Origin of the sequence: Achromobacter sp. JD-1 (genome assembly GCF_038594925.1) — a bacterium.
GTDB classification, from domain to species: domain Bacteria; phylum Pseudomonadota; class Gammaproteobacteria; order Burkholderiales; family Burkholderiaceae_B; genus Achromobacter; species Achromobacter spanius_C.
The window spans coordinates 45445-67905 of the sequence record NZ_JBCGCS010000020.1; the positions used below are offsets into that span (position 1 = coordinate 45445).

The 22461-nt window shown below is 65.2% G+C and carries 18 protein-coding genes and 1 tRNA gene; 6 read left to right on the plus strand and 13 right to left on the minus strand.

What is annotated here, in order from left to right; genetic code table 11:
• The first annotated feature begins 83 nt into the window (after positions 1 to 83).
• Positions 84 to 2444, plus strand: coding sequence for a heavy metal translocating P-type ATPase (locus WBR68_RS24645; protein WP_370641277.1), 2361 nt, complete (start codon positions 84 to 86; stop codon positions 2442 to 2444).
• 76 nt (positions 2445 to 2520) lie between these two features.
• On the opposite strand, the gene speG is transcribed toward WBR68_RS24645, so the two are convergent.
• On the minus strand, positions 2521 to 3105 hold the full coding sequence (speG, locus tag WBR68_RS24650; protein WP_006218930.1) for a spermidine N1-acetyltransferase: 585 nt from the start codon (positions 3103 to 3105) through the stop codon (positions 2521 to 2523).
• A 361-nt stretch (positions 3106 to 3466) separates the two neighbouring features.
• On the opposite strand from speG, the gene WBR68_RS24655 reads away from it, so the two are divergent.
• Positions 3467 to 4258, plus strand: a complete 792-nt coding sequence (locus WBR68_RS24655; protein WP_230695516.1) for an IclR family transcriptional regulator — start codon at positions 3467 to 3469, stop codon at positions 4256 to 4258.
• Between the two features lie 68 nt (positions 4259 to 4326).
• On the opposite strand, the gene WBR68_RS24660 is transcribed toward WBR68_RS24655, so the two are convergent.
• The 9 genes from WBR68_RS24660 to WBR68_RS24700 all read right to left on the minus strand — a co-directional run bounded on the left by WBR68_RS24660 (position 4327) and on the right by WBR68_RS24700 (position 14353).
• Complete coding sequence (locus WBR68_RS24660) at positions 4327 to 5091, minus strand: class II aldolase/adducin family protein (protein WP_230695517.1); 765 nt, start codon at positions 5089 to 5091, stop codon at positions 4327 to 4329.
• 27 nt (positions 5092 to 5118) lie between these two features.
• On the minus strand, positions 5119 to 5760 hold the full coding sequence (locus WBR68_RS24665) for an FMN-binding negative transcriptional regulator (protein WP_230695518.1): 642 nt from the start codon (positions 5758 to 5760) through the stop codon (positions 5119 to 5121).
• Positions 5761 to 5776: 16 nt separating this feature from the next.
• On the minus strand, positions 5777 to 6760 hold the full coding sequence (locus tag WBR68_RS24670; RefSeq protein ID WP_127184226.1) for an alpha/beta hydrolase fold domain-containing protein: 984 nt from the start codon (positions 6758 to 6760) through the stop codon (positions 5777 to 5779).
• A gap of 71 nt (positions 6761 to 6831) precedes the next feature.
• Positions 6832 to 7758: a 2-hydroxyacid dehydrogenase gene (locus tag WBR68_RS24675; protein WP_230695519.1), complete on the minus strand. Its 927-nt coding sequence runs from the start codon at positions 7756 to 7758 to the stop codon at positions 6832 to 6834.
• A 21-nt stretch (positions 7759 to 7779) separates the two neighbouring features.
• Positions 7780 to 9432, minus strand: coding sequence for an ABC transporter ATP-binding protein (locus WBR68_RS24680; protein ID WP_230695520.1), 1653 nt, complete (start codon positions 9430 to 9432; stop codon positions 7780 to 7782).
• A gap of 5 nt (positions 9433 to 9437) precedes the next feature.
• Positions 9438 to 10307, minus strand: a complete 870-nt coding sequence (locus tag WBR68_RS24685) for an ABC transporter permease (protein WP_050449722.1) — start codon at positions 10305 to 10307, stop codon at positions 9438 to 9440.
• Positions 10308 to 10319: 12 nt separating this feature from the next.
• Positions 10320 to 11261 carry an ABC transporter permease gene (locus WBR68_RS24690; protein ID WP_050449721.1) on the minus strand — a complete coding sequence of 314 codons (942 nt, stop codon included), beginning with the start codon at positions 11259 to 11261 and terminating at the stop codon, positions 10320 to 10322.
• 14 nt (positions 11262 to 11275) lie between these two features.
• Positions 11276 to 12859: an ABC transporter substrate-binding protein gene (locus tag WBR68_RS24695; RefSeq protein ID WP_230695521.1), complete on the minus strand. Its 1584-nt coding sequence runs from the start codon at positions 12857 to 12859 to the stop codon at positions 11276 to 11278.
• Between the two features lie 60 nt (positions 12860 to 12919).
• A complete protein-coding gene (locus tag WBR68_RS24700; protein ID WP_230695522.1) occupies positions 12920 to 14353 on the minus strand; it encodes an amidase in 1434 nt (477 codons plus the stop codon).
• Between the two features lie 324 nt (positions 14354 to 14677).
• On the opposite strand from WBR68_RS24700, the gene WBR68_RS24705 reads away from it, so the two are divergent.
• Positions 14678 to 16171 carry a M81 family metallopeptidase gene (locus WBR68_RS24705; RefSeq protein WP_230695523.1) on the plus strand — a complete coding sequence of 498 codons (1494 nt, stop codon included), beginning with the start codon at positions 14678 to 14680 and terminating at the stop codon, positions 16169 to 16171.
• A 63-nt stretch (positions 16172 to 16234) separates the two neighbouring features.
• On the opposite strand, the gene WBR68_RS24710 is transcribed toward WBR68_RS24705, so the two are convergent.
• Both WBR68_RS24710 and WBR68_RS24715 read right to left on the minus strand, forming a co-directional pair.
• On the minus strand, positions 16235 to 16939 hold the full coding sequence (locus WBR68_RS24710; protein WP_050447929.1) for a riboflavin synthase: 705 nt from the start codon (positions 16937 to 16939) through the stop codon (positions 16235 to 16237).
• Between the two features lie 123 nt (positions 16940 to 17062).
• Positions 17063 to 18499, minus strand: a complete 1437-nt coding sequence (locus WBR68_RS24715) for an aldehyde dehydrogenase family protein (protein WP_127184220.1) — start codon at positions 18497 to 18499, stop codon at positions 17063 to 17065.
• Positions 18500 to 18780: 281 nt separating this feature from the next.
• On the opposite strand from WBR68_RS24715, the gene WBR68_RS24720 reads away from it, so the two are divergent.
• From WBR68_RS24720 to WBR68_RS24730, 3 genes are all read left to right on the plus strand, one after another.
• On the plus strand, positions 18781 to 19584 hold the full coding sequence (locus WBR68_RS24720) for a FadR/GntR family transcriptional regulator (RefSeq protein ID WP_230695524.1): 804 nt from the start codon (positions 18781 to 18783) through the stop codon (positions 19582 to 19584).
• Positions 19585 to 19945: 361 nt separating this feature from the next.
• Positions 19946 to 20728, plus strand: a complete 783-nt coding sequence (xth, locus tag WBR68_RS24725; RefSeq protein ID WP_230695525.1) for an exodeoxyribonuclease III — start codon at positions 19946 to 19948, stop codon at positions 20726 to 20728.
• A gap of 68 nt (positions 20729 to 20796) precedes the next feature.
• A tRNA-Ala gene (locus WBR68_RS24730) sits at positions 20797 to 20872 on the plus strand.
• A gap of 111 nt (positions 20873 to 20983) precedes the next feature.
• On the opposite strand, the gene WBR68_RS24735 is transcribed toward WBR68_RS24730, so the two are convergent.
• Complete coding sequence (locus tag WBR68_RS24735; protein ID WP_230695526.1) at positions 20984 to 22435, minus strand: sodium:solute symporter family protein; 1452 nt, start codon at positions 22433 to 22435, stop codon at positions 20984 to 20986.
• Between the last annotated feature and the right edge of the window lie 26 nt (positions 22436 to 22461).

Below are 22461 nucleotides of genomic sequence, written 5' to 3' on the forward strand. Positions count from 1 at the left end.
CGAATGAGTGTTTTTTGGGGGTTGACCCTATAGTAACTCCAAGGTGTGGAATGACGGCATCCGTTTCAACAAGGCCCAGAACCATGTCATTCCCGCCGGTCAAATCTCACGATCGTCCCTCTGCCGAGCACGCTCACGCGGGCTGCGCTGGCCATGGGCATGCGCGCGACACGAAGGGGCACAGCCACAGCCACGAGCACAATCACGAGCACAGCCACGATCACAGCCACGATCACGCGGCATCCGCCTGCTGCGGGCACGACCCCGGCACGCCCGCTTACGCGGCGGCCGCCGATGCGTCCACGCTTAGCGCCGGTCCCGGCCAGGTGTTGGCGCGGCTGCGCATCGGGCAAATGGACTGCCCGACTGAAGAAACGCTGATCCGTAAAAAGCTGGACGGCCTGGACGGCGTGCATGCGCTGGACTTCAACCTGATGCAGCGCGTGCTGACCGTGGTGCACGCCGAAGGCGCTCTGGACCGCATCATGGCCGCCATCAAGTCCCTGGACATGACGCCCGAACCCTTGGCCGAAGGCAGCGCGGGCACGCCCGCCCCCGCCGCCACGCCGGTGAACTGGTGGCAGATTGGCGGGGCCGGCGTGCTGGCCGCGCTGTCCGAGTTTTCGCATTTTGCAGGCTGGCATTGGGGCGTGACCGCGGCGTTGGCGCTGGCCGCCATCCTGGCTTGCGGCATCAGCACCTACCGCAAGGGCTGGATCGCCGTGCGCAACGGCAACCTGAACATCAACGCGCTGATGAGCATCGCCGTCACCGGCGCGGTGCTGATCGGCCAGTGGCCCGAAGCCGCCATGGTGATGTTCCTGTTCAACGTGGCCGAGCTGATCGAAGCCCGCTCGCTGGACCGCGCGCGCAATGCCGTGCGCGGCCTGCTGGACCTGGCGCCGGAAACCGCAACCGTCCGCCAGGCCGACGGCGCCTGGCTGCAAGTGCCGGCCGCGCAATTGAACGTGGGCGACGTGGTGCGCGTGCGCCCAGGTGAACGCATCGCCGCCGACGGCATCATCGTCAACGGTAGCTCCACCGTGGACCAGTCCCCCATCACCGGCGAAAGCCTGCCCGTGGAAAAAGCGCAGAACGATCCGGTCTACGCGGCCACCGTGAACGCCGCGGGTTCCTTCGAATACCGCGTCACCGCCGCCGCCGGCAACACCACGCTGGCCCGCATCATCCACGCGGTCGAACAGGCGCAAGGCGCGCGCGCCCCCACGCAACGTTTCATCGACCGCTTTTCACGCATCTACACGCCCGCCGTCGTCGCGGTGGCGCTGCTGGTGGCCACGGTGCCGCCGCTGCTCTGGGGCCAGCCGTGGTTCGACGCCATCTACCGCGCCCTGGCGCTGCTGATCATCGCCTGCCCTTGCGCGCTGGTCATTTCCACGCCGGTCAGCATCGTCAGCGGCCTGACCGCGGCATCGCGCCGAGGCATCCTGATCAAGGGCGGCGTCTATCTGGAAGAAGGCCGTAACCTGAAGTGGCTGGCGCTGGACAAGACCGGCACGCTGACCCAGGGCAAGCCGGTGCAGACCGACCTGGAAGCCTGGGATGTGGCCGACTTCACCCCCCATCCCGCCACGCTGATCGCGGCCAGCCTGGCCGCCCGCTCGGACCACCCCGTGTCGCTGGCCATCGCCAACGCCGCGCGCGAGGCCGGCAGCACCTTGCTGGATGTGGACGCCTTCACCGCCCTGCCCGGCCGCGGCGTCAGCGGGCGCATTGACGGCATGACGTTCCAGTTGGGCAACCGCCGCCTGATGCGCGATGCCGGCGTGTCGAATCCGACACTGGAAGCGCGTATGGACGAATTGGAACGCGAAGGCAAAAGCGCGATCGCCCTGACGGACGGCACGCACGTGCTGGCACTGGCCGCCGTGGCCGATACAGTCAAACCCACCAGCGCCGCCGCCATCGCCGACCTGCACGCCCTGGGCGTGAGCACGCTGATGCTGACGGGCGACAACACGCCCACCGCCCAAGCCATTGCGCGGCAGGTGGGCATGGATGAAGCGCGGGGGGATCAATTGCCAGAAGACAAGCTGGCCGCCATTGAAAGCAAGCTGGCGGCCAATGTGGGAAGCGACGGCAAGGTGGGCATGGTGGGCGACGGCATCAACGACGCGCCTGCGCTGGCGCGCGCCGACATCGGTTTTGCGATGGGCGCGGCCGGCACCGGCACGGCGATCGAAACGGCGGACGTTGCCCTGATGGACGACGACCTGCGCAAGATCGGCACTTTCCTGCGCTTGTCGCGCGCCACCCATCGCGTGCTGATCCAGAACATTGTGCTGGCGCTGGGTATCAAGGTGGTGTTCCTGGCGCTTGCCATGACCGGCAATGCGACCTTGTGGATGGCGGTGTTTGCCGACGTGGGCGCCAGCTTGCTGGTGGTGGCCAACGGCCTGCGGCTGCTGCGCGCGGCGGATTAAACCCGGTAGCCACTCATGCCGCGCGGGGGTTCGCGCCCCGCGCGGCGTTAGCCCCGCAGCAGTTCCGGCCTGGGCCTTAGCCCGTCTGTTCTTCTTGCGGCCAATCGCGCAGCACGGGCGCGTCTGGTGCGCCGGGGCCAACGTCGCGCAGATGCTCGTGCTGCAGCAAGGCCATGCGGTAGGCGTCGCGGTAGGCGCCGTTGGAAAAGAACTCTTCCTTCATCAGCCCTTCGATCTGGAAGCCGCAGCGTTCGTACACGTGCACGGCCGCGGTGTTGTCCTTGTCCACCACCAGATAGACCTTGTGCATGTTCAGCACGCGGAATGCGTAACCCACCGCGATGCGGGTAGCTGCCTTGGCGTAACCCCGGCCCTGGTAGCTGGGGGCAATGATGATCTGGAATTCGGCACGGCGATGTATGTAGTCGATTTCAACCAGTTCCACCAGGCCGGCGGGTTGGCCGGTATCGTGCTCGATGATGAAGCGCCGTTCGTTTTGATCATGCAAGTGGCGATCATAAAGAGCGACCAGTTCGTCGTAGGCCTCATAGGGCTCTTCGAACCAATAACGCATGATGACGTCGTTGTTGTTGATCTTGTGCACGAAGTGCAGGTCGCCGCGCTCCAGGGGGCGAATTTTGATATCGGATATGACCGACATAGAAACCTCCGAAAGTGCGGGAATTGTATTCCTATTAGCCCCGAAACACCCGTTTCATGGGAGTTTCAGAAAATTCTTGAGCGTTTATGCGCCTTACAGGACACTTTTGCCTGGAAAGTGTTGTTATTGCTTGATTTAAATATCAAGAATTTCTCAAATATGAAGCAACGCCGCATCAATAAGAACATCGAAAATCGCAGCGGCCCGACCTACGCGGCCCGGCCTGCGCGGCCCGCTAGATAGCGCGCCAAGTGCAGTGTCATACCGCCGGCCCAGGTATCTCTAGGAAATACTTCCGAATCTTTATACAATTCCAAAATTCCGAAATTTCCGCCTGACATCGACTCCGCCGCCATACACCATGAGCCGCCCTGACCCCCTATTCGTGCAATCCCTGGCCAAGGGTTTCGAACTGCTGGAGGCCTTTGCCCAGCGGCCGTCCACGCTCAGCATGAACGAGCTCATGGAAATCACCGGCTTTGACCGCAGCACCACCCAGCGCATGACGCATACGCTGGTCACGCTGGGCTACCTGGAACGCGGCGCGGGCGGCAAGGGCTACACGCCCGGCAAGAAGATCCTGCAACGCAGTTTCGACTACATGCGCAGCGTACCGCTCTTGGAACGCGCCACGCCACTGATCGCGGAAATGCAGCGCGAAACCAGCGAAAGGGTCGAACTGAGTCTCTTCAACGACCTTTACATCATCTTCGCGCTGCGCCGCCAGACCAAGCGCCAGACCTTCAGCAGCACGCTGGCCGGACGCGCCCTGCCCATGGTGCAGACGGCCGGTGGCCGCGCCATCATGTCGCACCTGCCTGATGAAGAAGTCGAAGACATCCTCACGCGGTCCATCGACATGCCGCGCGCCACCATCCCCACCACGCCCAAGACCAACAACGACCCGGACCGCATCCGCGCCTTGGTCGTCCAGGCGCGCCAGGACGGCTACGCCACGGCCATCGAAGAAAGCCTGCTGGGCGAACTGAACCTGGCCACCGCCATCCTGGACCACCGCCACCGCCCGGTCGCGGCCATCCAGATTGCGGGGCTGGTATCCGAATGGGACTCGCCGGAAGACTTCGCGCGGCGCTATTCCCCCCTGCTGATGACGGCCGCCCGCGCGCTGAGCGGCAAGGTCGGCATGTCCTGATTGGTGGGGCCGGTATGTCCTGACCGCCGGGGCCGGCCAGCGCCACGGGTCAGCGCCAGCGCCGCCGGTCAGACAGGAAGGGAAGAGCCTCCCGCCTCTGTCTCCAGGCCCGGCTCCAGCAGCCGACGGGCCGCTGTCCAGACACGTTGTGTGTAGATCGGGGCGTTTGGCCGTTCGTACTGACCCGCGGTGCGTTCACACACCGCCTCGGACGGAAACACCAGCGGCACGCCGGCCGACTGCGCCTTGACCTGCGCCTGGCAGGCGCGTTCCAGGTAGTAGATATTGACGAAGGCCTCGGCCACCGACGACCCCGCGGCCAGCAGGCCGTGATTGCGCAGGATCATGGCCTTGTGCTGGCCCAGGCTGGCGACCAGGCTTTCGCGTTCTTCCAGGTCCAGCGCAATACCCTGATAGTCGTGATAGCCCAGCCGCTTGTAGAAGCGCAGCGCGTGCTGGGTAATGGGCAGCAACCCGTCGCGCTGGCAGGCCACGGCGATGCCGTCGGCCGTGTGCGTGTGCACCACGCAAGCCAGGTCGTGGCGGGCGGCGTGCACCGCCGAATGGATGGTGAAGCCCGCCGCGTTGACCACCTGGCTTTCGGCGTCGCCCGGGTCCACCGGGTTGCCGTCCAGGTCGATCTTCACCAGATCCTGCGGACGCATTTCGTGAAACAGCACGCCGTAGCGGTTGATCAGAAAATGATGCTTGTCGCCGGGCACCCGTGCGCTGATGTGGGTGTCGATCAGGTCCGTCATGCGGAAATGCGCGATCAGGCGGTACAGTGCCGCCAGTTCTTCACGCACTTGTGCTTCGCTTGCTTCTTGAATCATGAGTAAGGCTCCGGTTGCGATCAGGGTTCATGCATCCGCCAGGCCGGCCAGATCAAGCTGGGCACGGATCAAGCGCGCGATGGCCAAGCCGCCAGTGTCGCCCAAACGCTCCAGTTCGCGTACCACCCCCAGGCGGTCCTGCACCGATTTGTCCTGATTCAGCTTCATTTTTCCTTCCAGCGTGGCAATCGGGATTTCCAGCGCGGCAATGGCCTTCAGGCGCGGGGCGGTCAGGGTTTCGGGCATGGCGGGAAACGTCCACTCGCCGCCCAAGGGCGTGTCGTAATGCGCGACGGTGGCCGACAGCACGGCGCGGATGGACTCGGGTTCCTGGATCAGGCGCGGCGCGCCGCGCGCGTGCACTGCCGTGTAGTTCCAGGTGGGAAACGTCTGCTGGTTCACGTACCAGCTAGGCGATATGAAGGCATGCGGCCCCTGGAACAGCACCAGCGCCCGCGCGCCCGCCTCCAGGTGGCGCCACTGCGGATTGGCGCGCGCCAGATGCGTCACCAGCGTGCCCAGCCCGCCGTCTTCGCGCAGCAGGAACGGCAGGTGCGTGGCCTGGGCGCCGTCCGCGCCCACGGTCACCAGCGTGGCGAAGCTATGCGCCCGCATGAAGGCATGCAGCACGCGGGTGTCGTTTTCGGCGTAGGCCGGCGGGGTGTACATGGCGTGTCGGCTCCGTTTACGCGGCCTTGGCGTGCAACCAGCGCGCCGTGTCGTCGAAGGCCTCGCCCGCCACCGCCGCGATCGACACGGCTTCCAGGAAGCTGTGCGCCGTGCCGGGATAGACCTTGGCGGCGACGTCCACGCCGGCCTCGCGCAGCTTGCGTTCCAGTTCGATGCTGTCGTCGTGCAGCGGATCGCATTCGGTCACCACCAGCCAGGCAGGCGGCAGGCCCGTCACGTCGGCGCGCAGGATGTCCACGCGCGGGTCGAAAAAGTCTTTGCCATGGCGGATGTGCATGCCACGAAACCAGATCATCATGTGCAGCGACAGGCCGTAGTCGCCCGCGCCGTAGCGCACCACCGAGTTGCGGAACAGGTTGCTGCCGAAGCCGCCGTAGTTCAGCACCAGGCCCTTGAGCAGCGGCTGGTTCTCGTCGCGCAGGGTCAGCGCCGTGCCCATGGACAGGTTGGCGCCGGCGGAGTCGCCACCCAGGAAGAGCTGGCTGGCATCGATGTCCAGCGCCTGGCCCGACGCCGCCACCCAGCGCACCACGTCCACGCATTCTTCCAGCGGTTGCGGGAACTTGGCTTCGGGCGCGCGCGTGTAGTCAACGCCGATCACCACCACCCCGGCGCGCTGGGCGTATTCGCGCATGACGCGGTCATGGGTATCGATGCTGAACAGCACGAAGCCGCCGCCGTGGATGTAGATGAAGGCGCCGGGCAAGCGGCGTTCGGCCGGGTAGTAGACGCGCACGCGCACATCGCCGTGGCGGGTGGCAACCTGATGTTCCACGGTGCGGGCCATTTCCGGGCCACCTTGCGCCCAGGGCAGGCGCACTTTTTCGGCATTGGCGCGGCCCTGCTCGATCGACAAGGTGTCGCGGCGCGGGTACTGCGATGCGTCGGCCGCCATGCGGCGCAGGAATTCGGCAATCTGCGGATCCAAAGGCGCGGGGGTGCCGGTGGGAATGGTGAACGCGGGGTCGTCGAAATACATGGTGTGTCTCGTTGAGAGGTCGGGATGAAATCGGGGATTGGGGATAAGGGAATAGCGGGAAAGGCGCCAGCTCAATAGCCGCGCGTAGCGTCCACGGCGTTGGCCAGCGCCGCGCCCTGGCCCAGGCGCCGGATGTTGGCCACCACCTGTTCGGCCACGGTGCCGGGGGCCGGCATGGTGGCCATGTGCGGGGTCACGATCACGCCGGGCGTGCGCCACAGCGGGTCGGCGGGGTCCAGCGGCTCATGCGCGAAAACGTCCAGCACCGCGCCGCGCAACTGCCCGCGCGCCAAGGCATCGATCAGGTCGGCGGGCACCAGATGTTCGCCGCGCCCGCAATTGACCACCGCCGCGCCGGCCGGCAAGGCGTCGAAAGTGCGGCGGTTGAGTATGCCGCGCGTGGCGGGTGTCAGCGGCACCAGGCAGATCAGCACATCGGTATTGGCCAGGAAGGCATCGAATTCGGCTTCGCCCGCATAGCCGCGCACGCCCTCGATCTGGCGCGGCGTGCGCGACCAGCCATTCACGGGGTAGCCCAGCCCCGGCAACACCGCCGCGATGGCGCTGCCCAGTTCGCCCAGGCCCATCAGCCCCACGCGGCATTGCGACGCGGGCGTCTGCACGGGCCGCTGCCATTGCGCGCTGGGCTGGTTGGCCAGCGCCACGTCCAGCTTGCGGTGAAACGTCAGCACGCACCACAGCACGTACTGCAACATGCCCTGCGCCAACTGCGGATCCACCACGCGGCACACCGGCAGGCCGCGCGTGCGCTGCCCGTCCAACAGGTTGTCGACGCCGGCGGCAATGCTGTGGATCAGCTTCAGGTTGGGCATGTCGTCATACACGCCCACGGGCGGGTTCCAGCACACCGCCACGTCGGCGGACAGGCTGCGCGGGTCGGGCCAGACGGCCACGTCCAACTCGGGCGCCAGCCCTTGCAGCAAGGGTTGGAAATACGAAAGATTGGCCGACCGGCTCAATAAGGCAACGCGTGTCATCGTCTGGTTTCCTGGATTCCGTCATGCGCTGGCCAAGGCCAGGCCGGCAGCGGGGCGGCTGCCCAGCCCGTCCTTGCCGGGAATGGCGGCCAGCAATTCCTGCGTGTAGCCGCTGCCGGGGCGCATGAAGATCTGTTCGGCGGGGCCGATCTCCATCACACGGCCGCGCTGCATCACCGCGATGCGATGGCACAGCCGGGCCGCCACGCGCAGGTCGTGGGTGATGAAGATCATGCTCAGGTTCAGTTGTTCGCGAATGCGCTCCAGCAAGTCCAGGATCTGCGCCTGCACCGACACGTCCAGCGCCGACACGGCTTCATCGGCAATCAGAATCTGGGGTTCCATCATCAAGGCCCGCGCAATGGAAATGCGCTGGCGCTGTCCGCCCGAGAACTCGTGCGGATAACGCTTGAGCGCGCTGGCGTCGATGCTGACCAGTTCCAGCATGTCGCGCATGCGGGCCTGCACGCGGGCGCGGTCTTCGCCGTAGTTCATCGGCCCTTCGGCCAGCGTGGCTTCAATGGTCATGCGCGGGTTGAATGAGCGGTAAGGGTCCTGGAACACCATCTGGATGCGCTTGCACCATTGCCGCCAGGCGGCACGCGACAGGCGCGATACATCTTCGCCGTTCATCACGATGCGCCCAGACGTGGGCCGCGCAAAATGCGCCAGGCAGCGGCCCAGCGTGGTCTTGCCCGAGCCGGATTCCCCCACGATGCCCAGCGTTTCGCCGCGCGCCAATGACAGCGACACCCCGTCCAGCGCCAGCACCTCGCGGCGCTTGGCCTTGAAAAGGCTAGCCGTCACAAAGCGCATGCCCAGGTTTTCCACGCTGATGACCGGGTCGCCCTCGGCCAGCGGCGCACCCGCGCCAAACTGCCCCTTGGGCACGGCATCGATCAGCTTGCGGGTGTAAGGGTGCTGGGGGTTGGCCAGGACCTCGGCCGCCGTGCCGGCTTCAACAATGCGGCCCTGCTGCATCACGATGACGCGGTCGGCAATTTCAGCCACCACATCGAAGTCATGCGTGATGAACAGAATGCCCGTGTCGTGCTGCTCGCGCAGGCCGTGCAGCAAGCGCAGCACCTGCGCTTGCGACGTTACGTCCAGCGCGGTGGTGGGCTCGTCGGCGATGATCAGCGCGGGCTCCATCGCCAGCGCCATCGCAATCATCACCCGCTGGCGCTGGCCGCCCGACAACTGATGCGGATACGCATGGCGCAGTGTTTCGGGCGACGGCAGCCGCATGTCGGTCAGCAAGGCCAGCACGCGGGCGTCGACCTCGCGTCGTGACAGCGACGGGCCATGAAACTGGAAGATCTCGGCCACCTGGTCGCCCACTTGCATCAGCGGGTTCAGCGCCGTCATGGGCTCCTGGAAGATCATGGCCATGCGGTCGCCGCGCAGCTCGCGCAGCTCGGTGTTCGTGGCGTGCGTGATGTCGCGGCCCGACAGCAGGATCTGCCCGCTTTCCAGGCGCAGCACGTTCTTGGGCAGCAAGCCCATGACGGCGCTGGCCGTCACCGACTTGCCCGACCCGGACTCGCCCACGATGCAGACAATTTCGCGCGCGCTCACCGTCAGGCTGATACCTTCGGCGGCGTAACGGCGGTCGCCCGCGCCGGGCAGGCTGACGTTCAAGTCGCGGATTTCAAGAATGGGAGTCAAAGACATGGCGTTCAGCCCTTGCGTAGACGCGCCATGCGCGGGTCGAGGCGGTCGCGCAGCGCGTCGCCGAACAGGTTCACGGACAGGATCAGCAGCGCCAGGAAAATGCCGGGGAACAAAATGATCCACGGCGCGCGCTGAAAGAAGGGCCGGCCTTCGGAAATGATGCTGCCCAGGCTGGGGATCTCGGGCGGAAAGCCCAGCCCCAGAAAGCCCAGCACCGCTTCGATCAGGATGGCGGACGCACAGATGAAGGTGGCCTGCACCACCAGCGGGTTGATGGTGCTGGGCAGCACGTGGCGCCACAGCACGCGCCAGGTGGCGGTGCCCATGCCCAGCGAGGCTTCTACGTAAGGTTCTTCGCGCACCGACAGCACCACGCTGCGCACCAAGCGCGCCACGCGTGGAATTTCCGGAATGGCAATGGCCGTGACCATGGTGGGTATGGACGCCCCGCCCAGCGCCACCATGGCAATGGCCAGCAGCAGGCCGGGTATGGCCATGATGCCGTCGATGATGCGCATGACCACCGCGTCCAGTTGGCGGAAGTAACCGGCCAGCAAGCCCAGCAGCAAACCGGCGCACACCGAGATCACGCTGACCAGCGCGGCCAGCGTGATCGACAGCCTGCCGCCGTAGAGCACACGGGAAAACAGGTCGCGGCCCAACGAATCGGTACCCAGCCAGTACTCGGCGCTGACGGGTTTCAAGCGCAGTCGCGGCGTCAGGCTGGCTGGATCGTGCCAGGTGATGACGGGCGCCAGCAGCGACAGGCCAATCAACACCACCAGCAGCACCAGCCCCGTCAGCATCATGGGATCGCGCGTCAGCGCGGGCCACCAGGCGCGCGCCCGGGGAAATGAGATCGCGTTGGAAGTCATGGGGATCCGGCCTCAGTAGCGGATGCGCGGATCGAGCACCACATACAGCAGGTCGATCGCCAGGTTGATGAAGACATACACGAACGAGAAGAACAGGATCGTGCCCTGCACCACCGGATAGTCGCGCGCCAGCACGGCGTCGACGATCAGGCGCCCCACGCCCGGAATGTTGAAGATGGTTTCGGTGACTACCACGCCGCTGATCAGCGTGGTCAGCGCCAGGCCGATCACCGTGACGATGGGCACCGCCGCATTGCGCAGCGCATGGCGGTACAGCACGTAGCGTTCGGGCACGCCCTTGGCGCGCGCGGTGCGCACGAAGTCTTCGCCCAGCACTTCCAGCATGCTGCCGCGCGTGATGCGGGTGATCAGCGCGACGAACACGGTGGCCAGCGTCACGGTGGGCAAGACCATGTGATACAGGAAGGTGCCGAAGCCGGAAGCCAGGCCCGCATAGCCCTGCACCGGCAGCCAGTTCAGCTTGACCGAGAACACCAGGATCAGCAGATACCCCACCACGAAGGCGGGCACCGAAAACGCCAGCACCGTCACGGCCAACGTAACGCGGTCGATCAGACGCTTATGCCACCAGGCTGAAAACACCCCCAAGGGAATGGCCGCGAAGATCGTCAGCAAAATGGCGCACAGGGCAAGCGCGAAGGTCGGCCCCAGGCGCTGGCCGATCAGCGTGGCCACCGAGTCCTTCGAAATGATGGACTCGCCCAGGTCGCCCTTGAGCAGCGCGCCCATGGCCAACAGGTACTGCGTGGGCAGCGGCTGGTCCAGGCCCATTTGGGCGCGGACCTCGGCCACGGCCTCTTCGCTGGCCATGTCTCCGGCGATGACCCGGGCGGGGTCGCCCGGGGCCATGCGCAACAGCAGGAACACCACGGTGGCCACCACCAACATCACGGGAATGGCCGCCAGCAGGCGTTTGAGGATCAGATTCAGCATGATGGCAGTTCCCGCTACTTGGCCGAGGTCCAGAACAGCGGAATCGGCGCGTCCACCAGATCGGCGAACTTGGCGTCATAGCCCTTGAACTTCGAATACCCGCCCAGCGGCACGTACATCACCTGTTCGTAGTTCCGGCGCTGGATGGCGGTGGCGATGTCACGTCGTTCGGCTTCAGTACCGGCGGCGGCGAAGCGGGTGCGCAACGCGTCCATCGCGTCGTCGTGCGTCCAGCCGGGGTAGGTGGAACCGGCGCGCCCGTCCAGGTTGGGGTTGCCCACGGGTGACATCAGGTCCAGGCTGGACATGTTCGACTGGAAGATGCTCCAGCCGCCCTGCTCCACGCCGTCCTTCTTGCTGCGGCGGCTGAGCAAGGTGGCCCAATCCATCGATTGGATCTCGACGTTCATGCCGATGCTGCGCAACGCCTGCGCGGTTACCGGCGCAATATTGGCGAAGATGGGCAGATCCGTCGGGTGCAGCACCACCACCTTTTCGCCTTTGTAGCCGCTGTCTTTCAGCAGCTGGCGCGCATGCGCGAGGTCTGGCGCCTTGATCTGCGTGGCGCCTTCTTCAGACGCATACGGCGACACGCAGGTCAGCACCGCGCCACACACCTGGTAGACCTCGGGGTCGCCAATCTGCGCGTCCAGATAGTCCACCTGGTTCAAGGCCGCCAGCGCCGCGCGGCGTACCTTCACGTTGTTGAACGGCGCTTGCAGCCAGTTCATGCGCAGCGTGAACATATTGGAGTTCTTGCCATACGACTTCAGCGTGATGCCCTTGGCGTCTTTCAATTGCGGCATCAGGTCAGGCGGCACGTCTTCCAGGAAGTCGATCTCGCCATTGCGCAGCGCGTTGACGGCCGTCTGGCTGTCGGGGATGTTCACCAGTTCCAGCCGGTCCACGCGGGCGACCTTGCCGCCCGCGAATGCGCTGGCTGGTTCCTTGCGCGGCACGTAGTCCGCGAACTTCACGTAGGTGGCTTTGACCCCCGCCTGGAAGTCAGCCTGCACGAACTTGTACGGCCCCGACCCGATCGTTTCGCTGATTGCCTGCGAGGCCGGCACAGACGCAATCCGCTTGGGCATGATGAACGGCACCGGCGAGCTTTCCTTGGCCAGCGATTCCAGCACCAGCCCGTAGGGGGTGCGAAGCTTCAGCGTGAAGGTGTCGGCGCCGCTTGCGGCCAATTCGGCCGTGGCCAGCTTCAGGCGGTTGCCGATGGTGGGGTCACCGTTTTCCCAGCGCTGCAGCGAGGCCACGACGTCGTCCGCCGTCACCGGCGCGCCGTCATGAAACTTCAGGCCGGGCCGCAGCTTGAAGGTATACGTCAGGCGGTCTTCCGACACGGTCCAGGAATCCACCATTTGCGGCTTGGCCTGGCCCTGGGCATTCATCGAGAACAGCGTGTCGTAGACCAGATAGCCGTGGTTGCGCGTGACGTAGGCCGACGTCAGGATCGGGTCCAGCACACGCAGCGGCGCATGCATCACGAACTTGGCGGTGGTCTCGGCCTGGCTGGTCGTGGGCACGGCGGCAAGCGGCCCGGCCGATGCCAGGAACAATGCGGTCGAAAACAGAAAAGCGCGTTTCATTTCTTCCCCTTGTATGGTTTTGAACGGCGCCGCCGGTATGGCGGCGGACCGTGGCGTGGTTCAGGGCAGCAGGATTGGCCGCGTGCCCCAAGGCGCGGCGCGTTCCAGCTCCGCCGCCAGGCGCAGGATCTGGTCCTCGCGCCCGAAGTGCCCGATCAGCTGGCTGGCCACGGGCACCCCTGTTTCAGTCCAGTCCAGCGGCAGGCTGGCTGCCGGCTGGCCCGATGCATTGATCACGGCAAGAAACGTGGCGTAGCGCGACACCTTTTCGCGAAACGCCCAGAACTCGCCCTCAAGCGCCAGCTCACCCAGCTTGGCGGGCAACTGCGCCAAGGTGGGCGTCAGCACCAGGTCAAAGCCCGTCATGGCCGATTCAATGGCGCGGCCGATGGCATGGAAGCGGTTGATCGAATCCACGTATTGCGTGGCGGTCAGGCCCCGGCCCACCGACAGGCCATCGCGGATGACCGGTTCCAGATCGTCGTCGCGCAGGTCGCGGCCGCGCAGCGTCAGGCGGGCCTGCACGGCCAGCACGATGTTGGTGGCCAGCACCGTGCCGTGTGCGCGGACGAAGCCGGCGTAATCCAGTTCAGGCAAGGGTGCGTCGATCACCTCGTGCCCCAGTTCGCGGCACAGGCGTGCCGTGCGTTCAACAGCGGCCAGGCATTCCGGCGCAATCGCGATGCCGTTCCACGCCTGGCGCCACAGCGCAATGCGCAGCGGTTCGCGGCGCTGCTCACGCACCGAGTCCAGGTACGACCCGGGCTGCGGCGGCGCGGCATAGGGCGCGCCGAGGGCATAGCCACCGATGCCGTCCAGGGCGGCGGCGGTATCGCGCACGCTGCGCGACAGCACGCCTTCGCAGGCCATGCCGCCCCACCCTTCGCCGCGCGCCGGGCCCATCGGCACGCGGCCCCGGCTGGGCTTCAAGCCGAACACGCCGCAGCACGCCGCCGGAATCCGGATCGACCCGCCGCCGTCGCTACCGTGCGCCACCGGCACGATGCCCGCCGCCACGGCCACCGCCGCGCCGCCGCTGGAGCCACCGACCGAGCGGTCCAGCGCGCGCGGGTTCAGCGTGGCGCCGCCGTTGCGGCGCGCTTCGGTGGACGGCCCCATGCACAGTTCCGACACGGTGCTGCGCGCAAACGGAATCAGGCCCGAGGCTTCGAAACGTTCTGCCAAGGTGGCCTCAATGTCATAGGCCGTGTCGTTGAACAGGTGCGAGCCCAGGCTGGACGGAAAGCGCCGGCTGGGCAGACCTGAATCTTTCAAGATGAAGGGAATGCCACGAAAGGCGCCACGCTGGCGCCAGTCGGCAGCAAGGCCCCGGCCCGTGTCGGGCTGCACATAGGTCAGCGCGTTCAATGGCGTGCCGCGTGTGCTGGCAAGTTCCAGCGCGCACGCCATCAGCTCGGCCGGGGTGGTTTCGTTGTGAGCCAACAGTTGGGCCAAGCCCAAGCCATCGCGCTCTTCATATTCCTCTGTCCGCATGAAGTCCTGCAACCTTGATACGCCTGGGTGTGACGGAACTTGGCTCGGAAGCGGCCGGCGCGCATGCCCCGTTCCGATGAATACCGCGTTCGTCCTGCTTGCTTGAAAGTATTGTTTAGCAATACCTACGTAGCTCATAAAAATATTCTAAGCGAGCCCATCGGGCGCACGCAACGCGAGTTTGATCAGGGATTTCCCGCGAAATCGGCGGGAAGCGGAAGCAATGAACCGGGGCGCGGACATCTCTATTGCTGAAAGCCCGCACGGTCTCCAATAATTCGGCAGACCCGGAATTTCACCGACCTGAAATCAAGAGGAAACGACATGCACATCCTGGTGGCTGGCTTTCAGCACGAGACCAATACCTTTGCGCCGTCCAAGGCGGGGTACGACAACTTTGTCCGCGGCGAAGGTTTCCCCGCGATGGTGCGCGGCCAGGACATGCTGGCGCTGCGCTCGGTCAACATTCCCGCGGGCGGTTTCATCAACGCCATCCAGGCGCGGGGGCATAGCGTGCACCCCGTGATCTGGGCGGGGGCCAGCCCGTCGGCCCACGTCACGCGCGATGCTTTTGAGCGCATTGCCGGAGAAATCGTGGATGCGGCGCGTGCCGGGCGCTATGACGCCATCTACCTGGACCTGCACGGCGCGATGGTCACCGAACACCTGGACGATGGCGAAGGCGAGCTGCTGGCGCGCGTCCGCCAGGTAGTGGGGCCCGACGTGCCGGTGGTGGCCAGCCTGGACCTGCATGCCAACGTCACCGCGCAGATGCTGCGGGAAGCGGATGCGCTGGTGGCCTTCCGCACCTATCCGCACGTGGACATGGCCGATACCGGGGAACACGCCGCGCGCCTGCTGCTGGACCGCATCGCGGCCGGCTCGCGCTGGACCCGGCATGTGCGCCGCCTGCCCTTCCTGATTCCCATCAACGGCATGTGCACGATGCTGCAACCATCGCAAGGCGTGTACAACACGCTGGCCCAGTTGGAGCAGACGCCGGGGGTGGCATCGATGTCGTTTGCGCCGGGCTTTCCGGCGGCTGATTTTCCGGAGTGCGGGCCGGTGGTGTGGGCCTACGGCACCGACGCGGCGGCGGTCGAACAAGTCACCGAATCACTGTATCGGCAGGTGCTGGAACTTGAGCCGCAATGGTCGCCCGACTTTCTGGAACCTGCTGACGCCGTGCGCCGTGCACAGGCCTTGGCGGCCGGTGCACGGCGCCCCATTGTGATTGCGGACACGCAGGACAACCCCGGCGCGGGCGGCGACGCCAACACCACGGGCATGCTGCGCGCACTGGTGGATGCCGATGCACAAAACGCCGCGCTGGGCCTGCTCTATGACCCCGAGGCCGTGCGCGCCGCCACCGCCGCCGGCATCGGCCAAACCGTGACGCTAAGCCTGGGCGGACAGTCGGGCGTGGCGGGCGACGCGCCTTTCACGGGGGACTTCGTGGTGGAAACGCTATCGCCCGGCAAGCTGCGCTTTGACGGGCCGATGATGCATGGCATGGAAGTGGACCTGGGCGCCGTGGCCGGCCTGCGGATCGGCGGCGTGCGCGTGGTGGTCAGCGCCAGCAAGGCGCAAATGCTGGACCGCAACCTGTTCCGCGTGGGCGGAGTGCAGCCCGAGGAAATGGGGATTCTGGTCGTGAAGAGTTCGGTGCATTTTCGCGCCGACTTCCAGCCGATTGCGCACGAGGTGCTGGTAGCCAAGGCGCCCGGGCCGATGCAGGCCGACCCCGCGGATCTGCCCTGGACCCGCTTGCAGCCAGGGATCCGCGTGCGGCCTCAAGGCCGGCCGTTCAATGGGTAATACCTAGCCGGATAGCCCGGGCTTGAATTCCGGGCTTGAATCCCGGGCTTAAACTCCGGCTCGCTATTTCAGCTTGCCCTGGGGGCTGATGAAGTCTTCCAGGGTCAAACCCTTTTCCTTCAGGATGGCTTCCAGCAGCGGCTGCAGCTTGCCCAGGCTTTCCTGGACCGTTTCGCGCACGGTATCAACCACCACCTGCGTGCTGCGTTCGATTTCAATGTTCACGAAATCGCCTACCTGCTTGTCCTCGAACACCGTCATGCGGCGGGTTTCGGGGATAAGCCACACCTCAAACCAGCCTTCGGCGCGGTTCACCTCGGACACGGTCAGGCTGGCGCCGTTGATGGCGATATAGCCTTTGGCGAAGACGTATTTGCGGAATGCTTCGGGGATGCTGAAACGCATCAGCCGATTGGTGTCCGACGACTTCACCATGACGACTTCAGACGTGAAGTCCACATGGCCCGACAGCGGATGCCCGCCGATTTCGGCGCCGTCTTTTGCCGCGCGTTCGACGTTGGCGCGGTCGCCTTCGACGTAGCTGCCCAGCGTGGTGATCGCCAGGCTTTGCAGCATGACGTCGAACGTGGCCTGGTGGTCTGACAGCAGCTCGGTCACGGTCAGGCAGACGCCATCCGTCGACACGCTGGCGCCAATGGCCAGGTCAACACAGAAACCAGGGGGAAAATCCAGCGTGAAGGTGCGCAGGCCTTCGCGATCCGCGATCTTCGCGATCGTCGCGGTGCCTTGAACAATACCGGTGAACATACGGATCCTGAATACGGGGCGGCGGGCCCCTGAAGCAAAACATGAACATTAACCGATATTTTCCGATGTTCCGCCAGGCGCCGCCCCGTGCACGGGGGTGGCGAACGCCACCCCGCGCCGCCATCAATGACGGATGGCGATGGTCTTCAAGGTGGTGAAGCCGTACAGCGCTTCAAAGCCCTTTTCGCGGCCATAGCCCGACTGGCGCGATCCGCCGAACGGCAGTTCCACGCCGCCGCCGGCGCCGTAGTTATTGACGAAGACCTGGCCGGCGCGCAGCTTGCGAGCCAGGCGCATCTGACGGCCGCCGTCGCGCGTCCAGACACCGGCCACCAGGCCGTACAGCGTGCCGTTGGCGATTTCCAGCGCTTCTTCCTCGGTGTCGAACACCATGGCGGCCAGCACCGGGCCGAACACTTCTTCCTGCGCCAGGCGGCTGTTGGGCGGCACGTCGCGGAACAGCACGGGCGGCTGGTAATAGCCCGCTTCGGGCGCGCCTTCCTTCAGCGTGCCGCGCGCGGCCACTTTCAGGCCTTCAGCTTCGGCTTCGGCCAAGAAGCCGCGCACGCGGTCATGCTGGCGGCCGCTGATCAGCGGGCCCACGTCCAGGTCTTGCGCGGCGGGGCCGGTCACGGTGGCCGCGAATGCATCCGACAAGCGCTTCAACACGGTTTCGTACACGCCGCGCTGGATCAGCACGCGGCTGCCCGCCGAGCAGGTTTGGCCAGCGTTCTGGATGATGGCGGCCAGCAGCACGGGCAAGGCGGCGTCCAGGTCGGCATCGTCGAACACGATCTGCGGCGACTTGCCGCCCAGTTCCAGGGTCACCGGCACGTGGTTGTCGGCGGCGGCGTGGGCCACCATCTTGCCCGTCTGCGGCGAACCCGTGAACGAGATGTGGTCGATACCCGGATGCGCGGACAAGGCCGCGCCCGCTTCGTGGCCGTAGCCGGTCACGATGTTCAGCGCGCCCGCGGGCAGGCCCACTTCCGCGGCAATTTCAGCCAGCTTCAACAGCGACAGGCACGCATCCTCGGCGGGCTTGACCACGCAGGCATTGCCCGCGGCCAGCGCGGCGCCCACGCTGCGGCCAAAGATCTGCAGCGGGTAGTTCCACGGCACGATATGGCCGGTCACGCCATGCGCCTCGCGCACGGTCAACACGGTGAAGCCGGGGGTGTAGGGAATGGTCTCGCCGTGCAGCTTGTCGACGGCGCCGGCATAGAACTCGAAATAGCGCGCCACGGCGGCGGCGTCGGCGCGCGCCTGCTTGATGGGCTTGCCCGTGTCGGCGGATTCCAATTGCGCCAGTTCTTCCTGGCGGTCCAGCAACGCGAAGGCAATCTTCATCAACAGGCGGCTGCGCACGGCGGGCGCCATCTGGCCCCACTCGCCTTCAAATGCCTGGCGGGCGGCCTGCACCGCGCGGTCGACATCCGCCTCGCCCGAGCGGGCGATCGACTCGAAGGGCTTGCCATCGGACGGGTTCAGGACGGGGATGGTTTCACCGGTGGCAGCGGCCACCCATTGGTTGGCGATAAAGTTCTTCTGAGTCACGATGTGCGGAGTAAAGTAGCGGCCGAACGGCCTGTGATGCGCGTCAAGCGCGGGCGATGTCAGTGATGCAATATGCGGATGGCAAACGTCTGATCGAAAATTAAGGGAGCCCCCCTAACTTGTCAATTGAATTGACAGCTTTCTTCCTAAGCTTCGGGATATTTAGCTTGGAATTCGGGTAATCCCTGATTTATCAATCCATTGCCTTGACACCAGCGGCCCACGATTTTTGTCATGGCGACTGACAAACTTCGAATGTCTTCAACCTATTCAGGAACGCGCCAATGAGCAATGTGCGTGACCCCCAACTGGATTCACTGCTGGAATCCGCCTCGCGCCCCCGTCCCGAACTGGATGTGCTGGCGGACGTGGCGTCGGGCTTGGGCTATGTGCGCGCCGAGCGCTTTGCCGAGCGCGTCTATGAAAGCCTGTTCTATGCCATTGCCACCGGCAAGATCGCCCCCGGCAACAAGCTGCCCACTGAATTGGAACTGGCCGCGCTGTTCGAGGTGTCCCGCCCGGTGGTCCGGCAGGCGCTGGACCGCTTGCGCGAAGACCAGTTGGTGGATTCCATCCGAGGCTCGGGCACCTACGTGCGCGCCAAGCCCGACCTGATGGGCGGCATGCCCGCCGTCGACCCGGCACGCCGCGTCGGCCACATTCTGGAAGGGCTGGAACTGCGCATGGTGATCGAACCCGAATGCGCCTACCTGGCCGCCCTGCGCCGCAGCAACGACGACCTGCGCGAGATGGACCGCATGCTGACCGGCTACGAAGAAGCCGACGCCTCCGGCGCCATCGCCCACCATTACGACTACGGCTTTCACCGCGCCATCGCCACCGCCACCAGCAACCAGCGCTTCGTGCAGGTGTTGAAGTCGCTGGAATACGACGTCAGCCACGCCGTCAACGTCATGCGCCACCTGGTACACAGCGAACCCTGGAAACGCACCCGCGCCGCCATCGACGAACACCGCCACATCTACCGCCTGATCCAGGAACAAGACGCCGACGGCGCCCGCAACGTCATGCGGGCCCATATTGAAAAAGCGAAGAGCCGGATGCTGAACAGCGGCTCGGAGTGTTGATCAGGGTGAAGTATGCCGAAGCTTAAGCAAGGAACGATTGTTCCCACTCAGGAAGAGGACGAAGCCATCAATCGTGGCATTGCCGCAGACGTGGACACCTGTGAACTCAGCGCGACCGACGTCAAGCAGATGAAGAAACTAGGGCCCCCTAAGGCTAACGTGCCGCAAGAGGAGCCCCACTTCCCCCATTGAGCAGCCAGCAGAAGAACGCAGCATCAGCAGGTATCATCTGGCCTTCTCCATGGCGCCCGCCAACCACGCCACGGATGAGTAGCCAAATGCGTATCCAACTGCGTAGCTAGATCGGTTTTTTGGAAGGCAGCCCCCAGAGAACCGCATAAACAAACGGTCTACGAAAGATATGAAACTCGCCACCTGGAACGTGAACTCCTTGAACGTACGCCTGCAGCAGGTGCTGGATTGGCTGGCGGCCAATCCGGTTGACGTGCTGTGCATCCAGGAACTGAAGCTGACGGACGACAAGTTTCCCGAGGCGGCTTTCAAGGAAGCCGGCTACCACGCCGTCTGGGCGGGCCAGAAGACCTATAACGGCGTGGCGATCGTGTCGCGGATGCCGGGCACGACGATGGTGCGCAACATTCCTGGCTACGAAGACCCGCAGCAGCGCGTGCTGGCGCTGACCTTTCCCAGCCCGGAAGGCGATGTCCGCGTGGTGTGCGCATATTGCCCCAACGGGCAGTCGGTGGATTCGGACAAGTACGCGTACAAGCTGGCGTGGTTTGACGCCATGCGCAATTGGCTGGCCGACGAGATCAAGCAGTTTCCGCGTCTGGCCGTGCTGGGCGACTACAACGTTGCCCCCGCCGATGAAGACGTGCACAACCCCGAAAAGTGGGAAGGCCAGGTGCTGGTGTCCGAGCCCGAGCGCGCCGCCTTGCGCGCCCTGCTCGACCTGGGCCTGACCGATTCCTTCCGCCTGTTCGAGCAGCCGGAGAAGTCGTTTTCGTGGTGGGACTACCGGCAATTCGCCTTCCGCCGCAACGCCGGCCTGCGGATCGACCACGTGCTGCTGTCCGCGCCGCTGGTCAAGCGCTGCGTGGCCTGCGTCATCGACAAGGAACCGCGCCGCAACGAGCAGCCTTCTGATCACGCGCCGGTCGTGGCCACGCTGGAATTCGTCTGAAAATAATTGCCCGGCGTCGTATTGCGCGGCGCTTTGAAGTTCAGGTATAGTTTTGCTCTTGCTTCATTGGGGCGGTAGCTCAGCTGGGAGAGCGTCGCGTTCGCAATGCGAAGGTCGGGAGTTCGATCCTCCTCCGCTCCACCAAACACCAGACGAAAAAGCCTTGGACACCACTACGTGTTCCAAGGCTTTTTTGTATTCGGGGCCTGTCCGTCAAGCCTCTTCAGACCGAGTCCCCCTCAGACCGCTCGCCCCTCAGACCGCATCCTTATCCAGCCGCCGCACCGCCGCGCTCAGCGTGGACAAATCAAACTCCGGCACCCCACGGCGTGCCAGGCGCATCAGCACCGTCACCACAACCGGCACAAACGCCGCCAGCAAAAACGATTCCAGCAGGAACGTGGGCTTGTCGCCCGGCGCCGGGAAAAAGAACAGCCCTACCACCAGCCCCGCCGCCGTTGCCGTGGTGGCAGTCACTCCGTCATGCTTGCGGCTGAACAGGCCGTAGAAAACCGGAAACGCCGCGGCCGAGCACAGCAGGTCGGCCAGCAGGAACAGATACAGCACGCTATAGCCTTGCGAAGCCACGATCATCACGGGAATCGCCAGCAGCAGCACGGCCCAGCGGGCCAGGCGCTTCATGTCGCCGCCATTGGCCTGCGGCATCAGCCGGCGCATGTCCACCGCCACGATGCTGGACACCGCGCTGATCGCCGTGTCGGCCGTGCTCATCACCAACGCCAGGCCCAGCGGGATCAAGGCAATCACGAACCAGGCCGGCGCGTGCGGCATGATGACGCTGAACAGCGCGATAGAGCTATCGCCCTGCGGCGCCAGGCCCACGAACGCCAGGCCGAACAGGCCCATCAGAAAGATGAAGGGTGCGGCCAGCAGGCCGCCCAGCAGAAAACCATTGCGCATCGACCGCGCATCTTTCGCGGCGTAGATGCGCTGCCAGTTGCCTTGGTGGAAGATGCCGGTCAACAGGATCGCCACGAAGAACGTCAGGCCCGCCTTCACGCCCACGGGGTCCGTCAGGTCCAGCAATTGGGGCGCGCGGGCTTGCAGCGCGTCGATGGTGGGCAGCGCGCCGCCCGCCGCCTGCCAGCCCACCACGCACAGGATCACCAGCAACGGCAGAATGACCATCATCTGCACCTGGTCGGTGAAGATCGACGAACGCAGCCCGCCGTAGGTGGTGTAAAGCAGCGTCGTGCCCATCACGATGGCGGCGGTGGTCCACAGCGGCACGGGCGCCAGCATGGTGACCAGCTTGGCAATCGCCGTGACCTCGGCCGACAAGGCTATGAACAGATAGAACAGCATGATGAAAAGCGCCAGCCCGTACATCGGGCGACCGTAACGCGCCATCAGGAATTCAGTCAGGGTATGGCCGTGCGGAATCAGTTCGCGCATGCGACGCCCCAACGGAATCATTACCAGGCGCGGAGACATGGACCCCAGCGCATAGCCGATCACCGCCGCCAGTCCGCCCCAGGTGGCGGCCTGCGCGGGTGAGAACAGGATCCACGCGCCCAGCGTTGACGCCATCAGCGTCAGGATGGTGCCGAACGCACCCTGGCTGTTGCGGGCCACGATGTAGTCTTCCAGCGTGCCGCGCTTGCGACGGGTATAGAGCACGCTGGCGACGGCGAAGCCGCCTGAAAACAGCAGCAGCCACAACAAGGCGGTGGTTTGGGTCAGCATGAAAAACAGTCCTCCCTGGCCCGGCC

What these genes read in the sequence shown, in the direction of transcription:
- WBR68_RS24685 (WP_050449722.1), bottom strand. Translation starts at nt 10,307, where the DNA reads ATGACTTCCAACGCGATCTCATTTCCCCGGGCGCGCGCCTGGTGGCCC.
- WBR68_RS24670 (WP_127184226.1), bottom strand. Translation starts at nt 6,760, where the DNA reads ATGTATTTCGACGACCCCGCGTTCACCATTCCCACCGGCACCCCCGCG.
- WBR68_RS24660 (WP_230695517.1), bottom strand. Translation starts at nt 5,091, where the DNA reads ATGATTCAAGAAGCAAGCGAAGCACAAGTGCGTGAAGAACTGGCGGCA.
- WBR68_RS24720 (WP_230695524.1), top strand. Translation starts at nt 18,781, where the DNA reads ATGAGCAATGTGCGTGACCCCCAACTGGATTCACTGCTGGAATCCGCC.
- WBR68_RS24645 (WP_370641277.1), top strand. Translation starts at nt 84, where the DNA reads ATGTCATTCCCGCCGGTCAAATCTCACGATCGTCCCTCTGCCGAGCAC.
- WBR68_RS24680 (WP_230695520.1), bottom strand. Translation starts at nt 9,432, where the DNA reads ATGTCTTTGACTCCCATTCTTGAAATCCGCGACTTGAACGTCAGCCTG.
- WBR68_RS24655 (WP_230695516.1), top strand. Translation starts at nt 3,467, where the DNA reads ATGAGCCGCCCTGACCCCCTATTCGTGCAATCCCTGGCCAAGGGTTTC.
- speG (WP_006218930.1), bottom strand. Translation starts at nt 3,105, where the DNA reads ATGTCGGTCATATCCGATATCAAAATTCGCCCCCTGGAGCGCGGCGAC.
- WBR68_RS24735 (WP_230695526.1), bottom strand. Translation starts at nt 22,435, where the DNA reads ATGCTGACCCAAACCACCGCCTTGTTGTGGCTGCTGCTGTTTTCAGGC.
- WBR68_RS24665 (WP_230695518.1), bottom strand. Translation starts at nt 5,760, where the DNA reads ATGTACACCCCGCCGGCCTACGCCGAAAACGACACCCGCGTGCTGCAT.
- WBR68_RS24705 (WP_230695523.1), top strand. Translation starts at nt 14,678, where the DNA reads ATGCACATCCTGGTGGCTGGCTTTCAGCACGAGACCAATACCTTTGCG.
- WBR68_RS24700 (WP_230695522.1), bottom strand. Translation starts at nt 14,353, where the DNA reads ATGCGGACAGAGGAATATGAAGAGCGCGATGGCTTGGGCTTGGCCCAA.
- WBR68_RS24690 (WP_050449721.1), bottom strand. Translation starts at nt 11,261, where the DNA reads ATGCTGAATCTGATCCTCAAACGCCTGCTGGCGGCCATTCCCGTGATG.
- xth (WP_230695525.1), top strand. Translation starts at nt 19,946, where the DNA reads ATGAAACTCGCCACCTGGAACGTGAACTCCTTGAACGTACGCCTGCAG.
- WBR68_RS24675 (WP_230695519.1), bottom strand. Translation starts at nt 7,758, where the DNA reads ATGACACGCGTTGCCTTATTGAGCCGGTCGGCCAATCTTTCGTATTTC.
- WBR68_RS24695 (WP_230695521.1), bottom strand. Translation starts at nt 12,859, where the DNA reads ATGAAACGCGCTTTTCTGTTTTCGACCGCATTGTTCCTGGCATCGGCC.
- WBR68_RS24710 (WP_050447929.1), bottom strand. Translation starts at nt 16,939, where the DNA reads ATGTTCACCGGTATTGTTCAAGGCACCGCGACGATCGCGAAGATCGCG.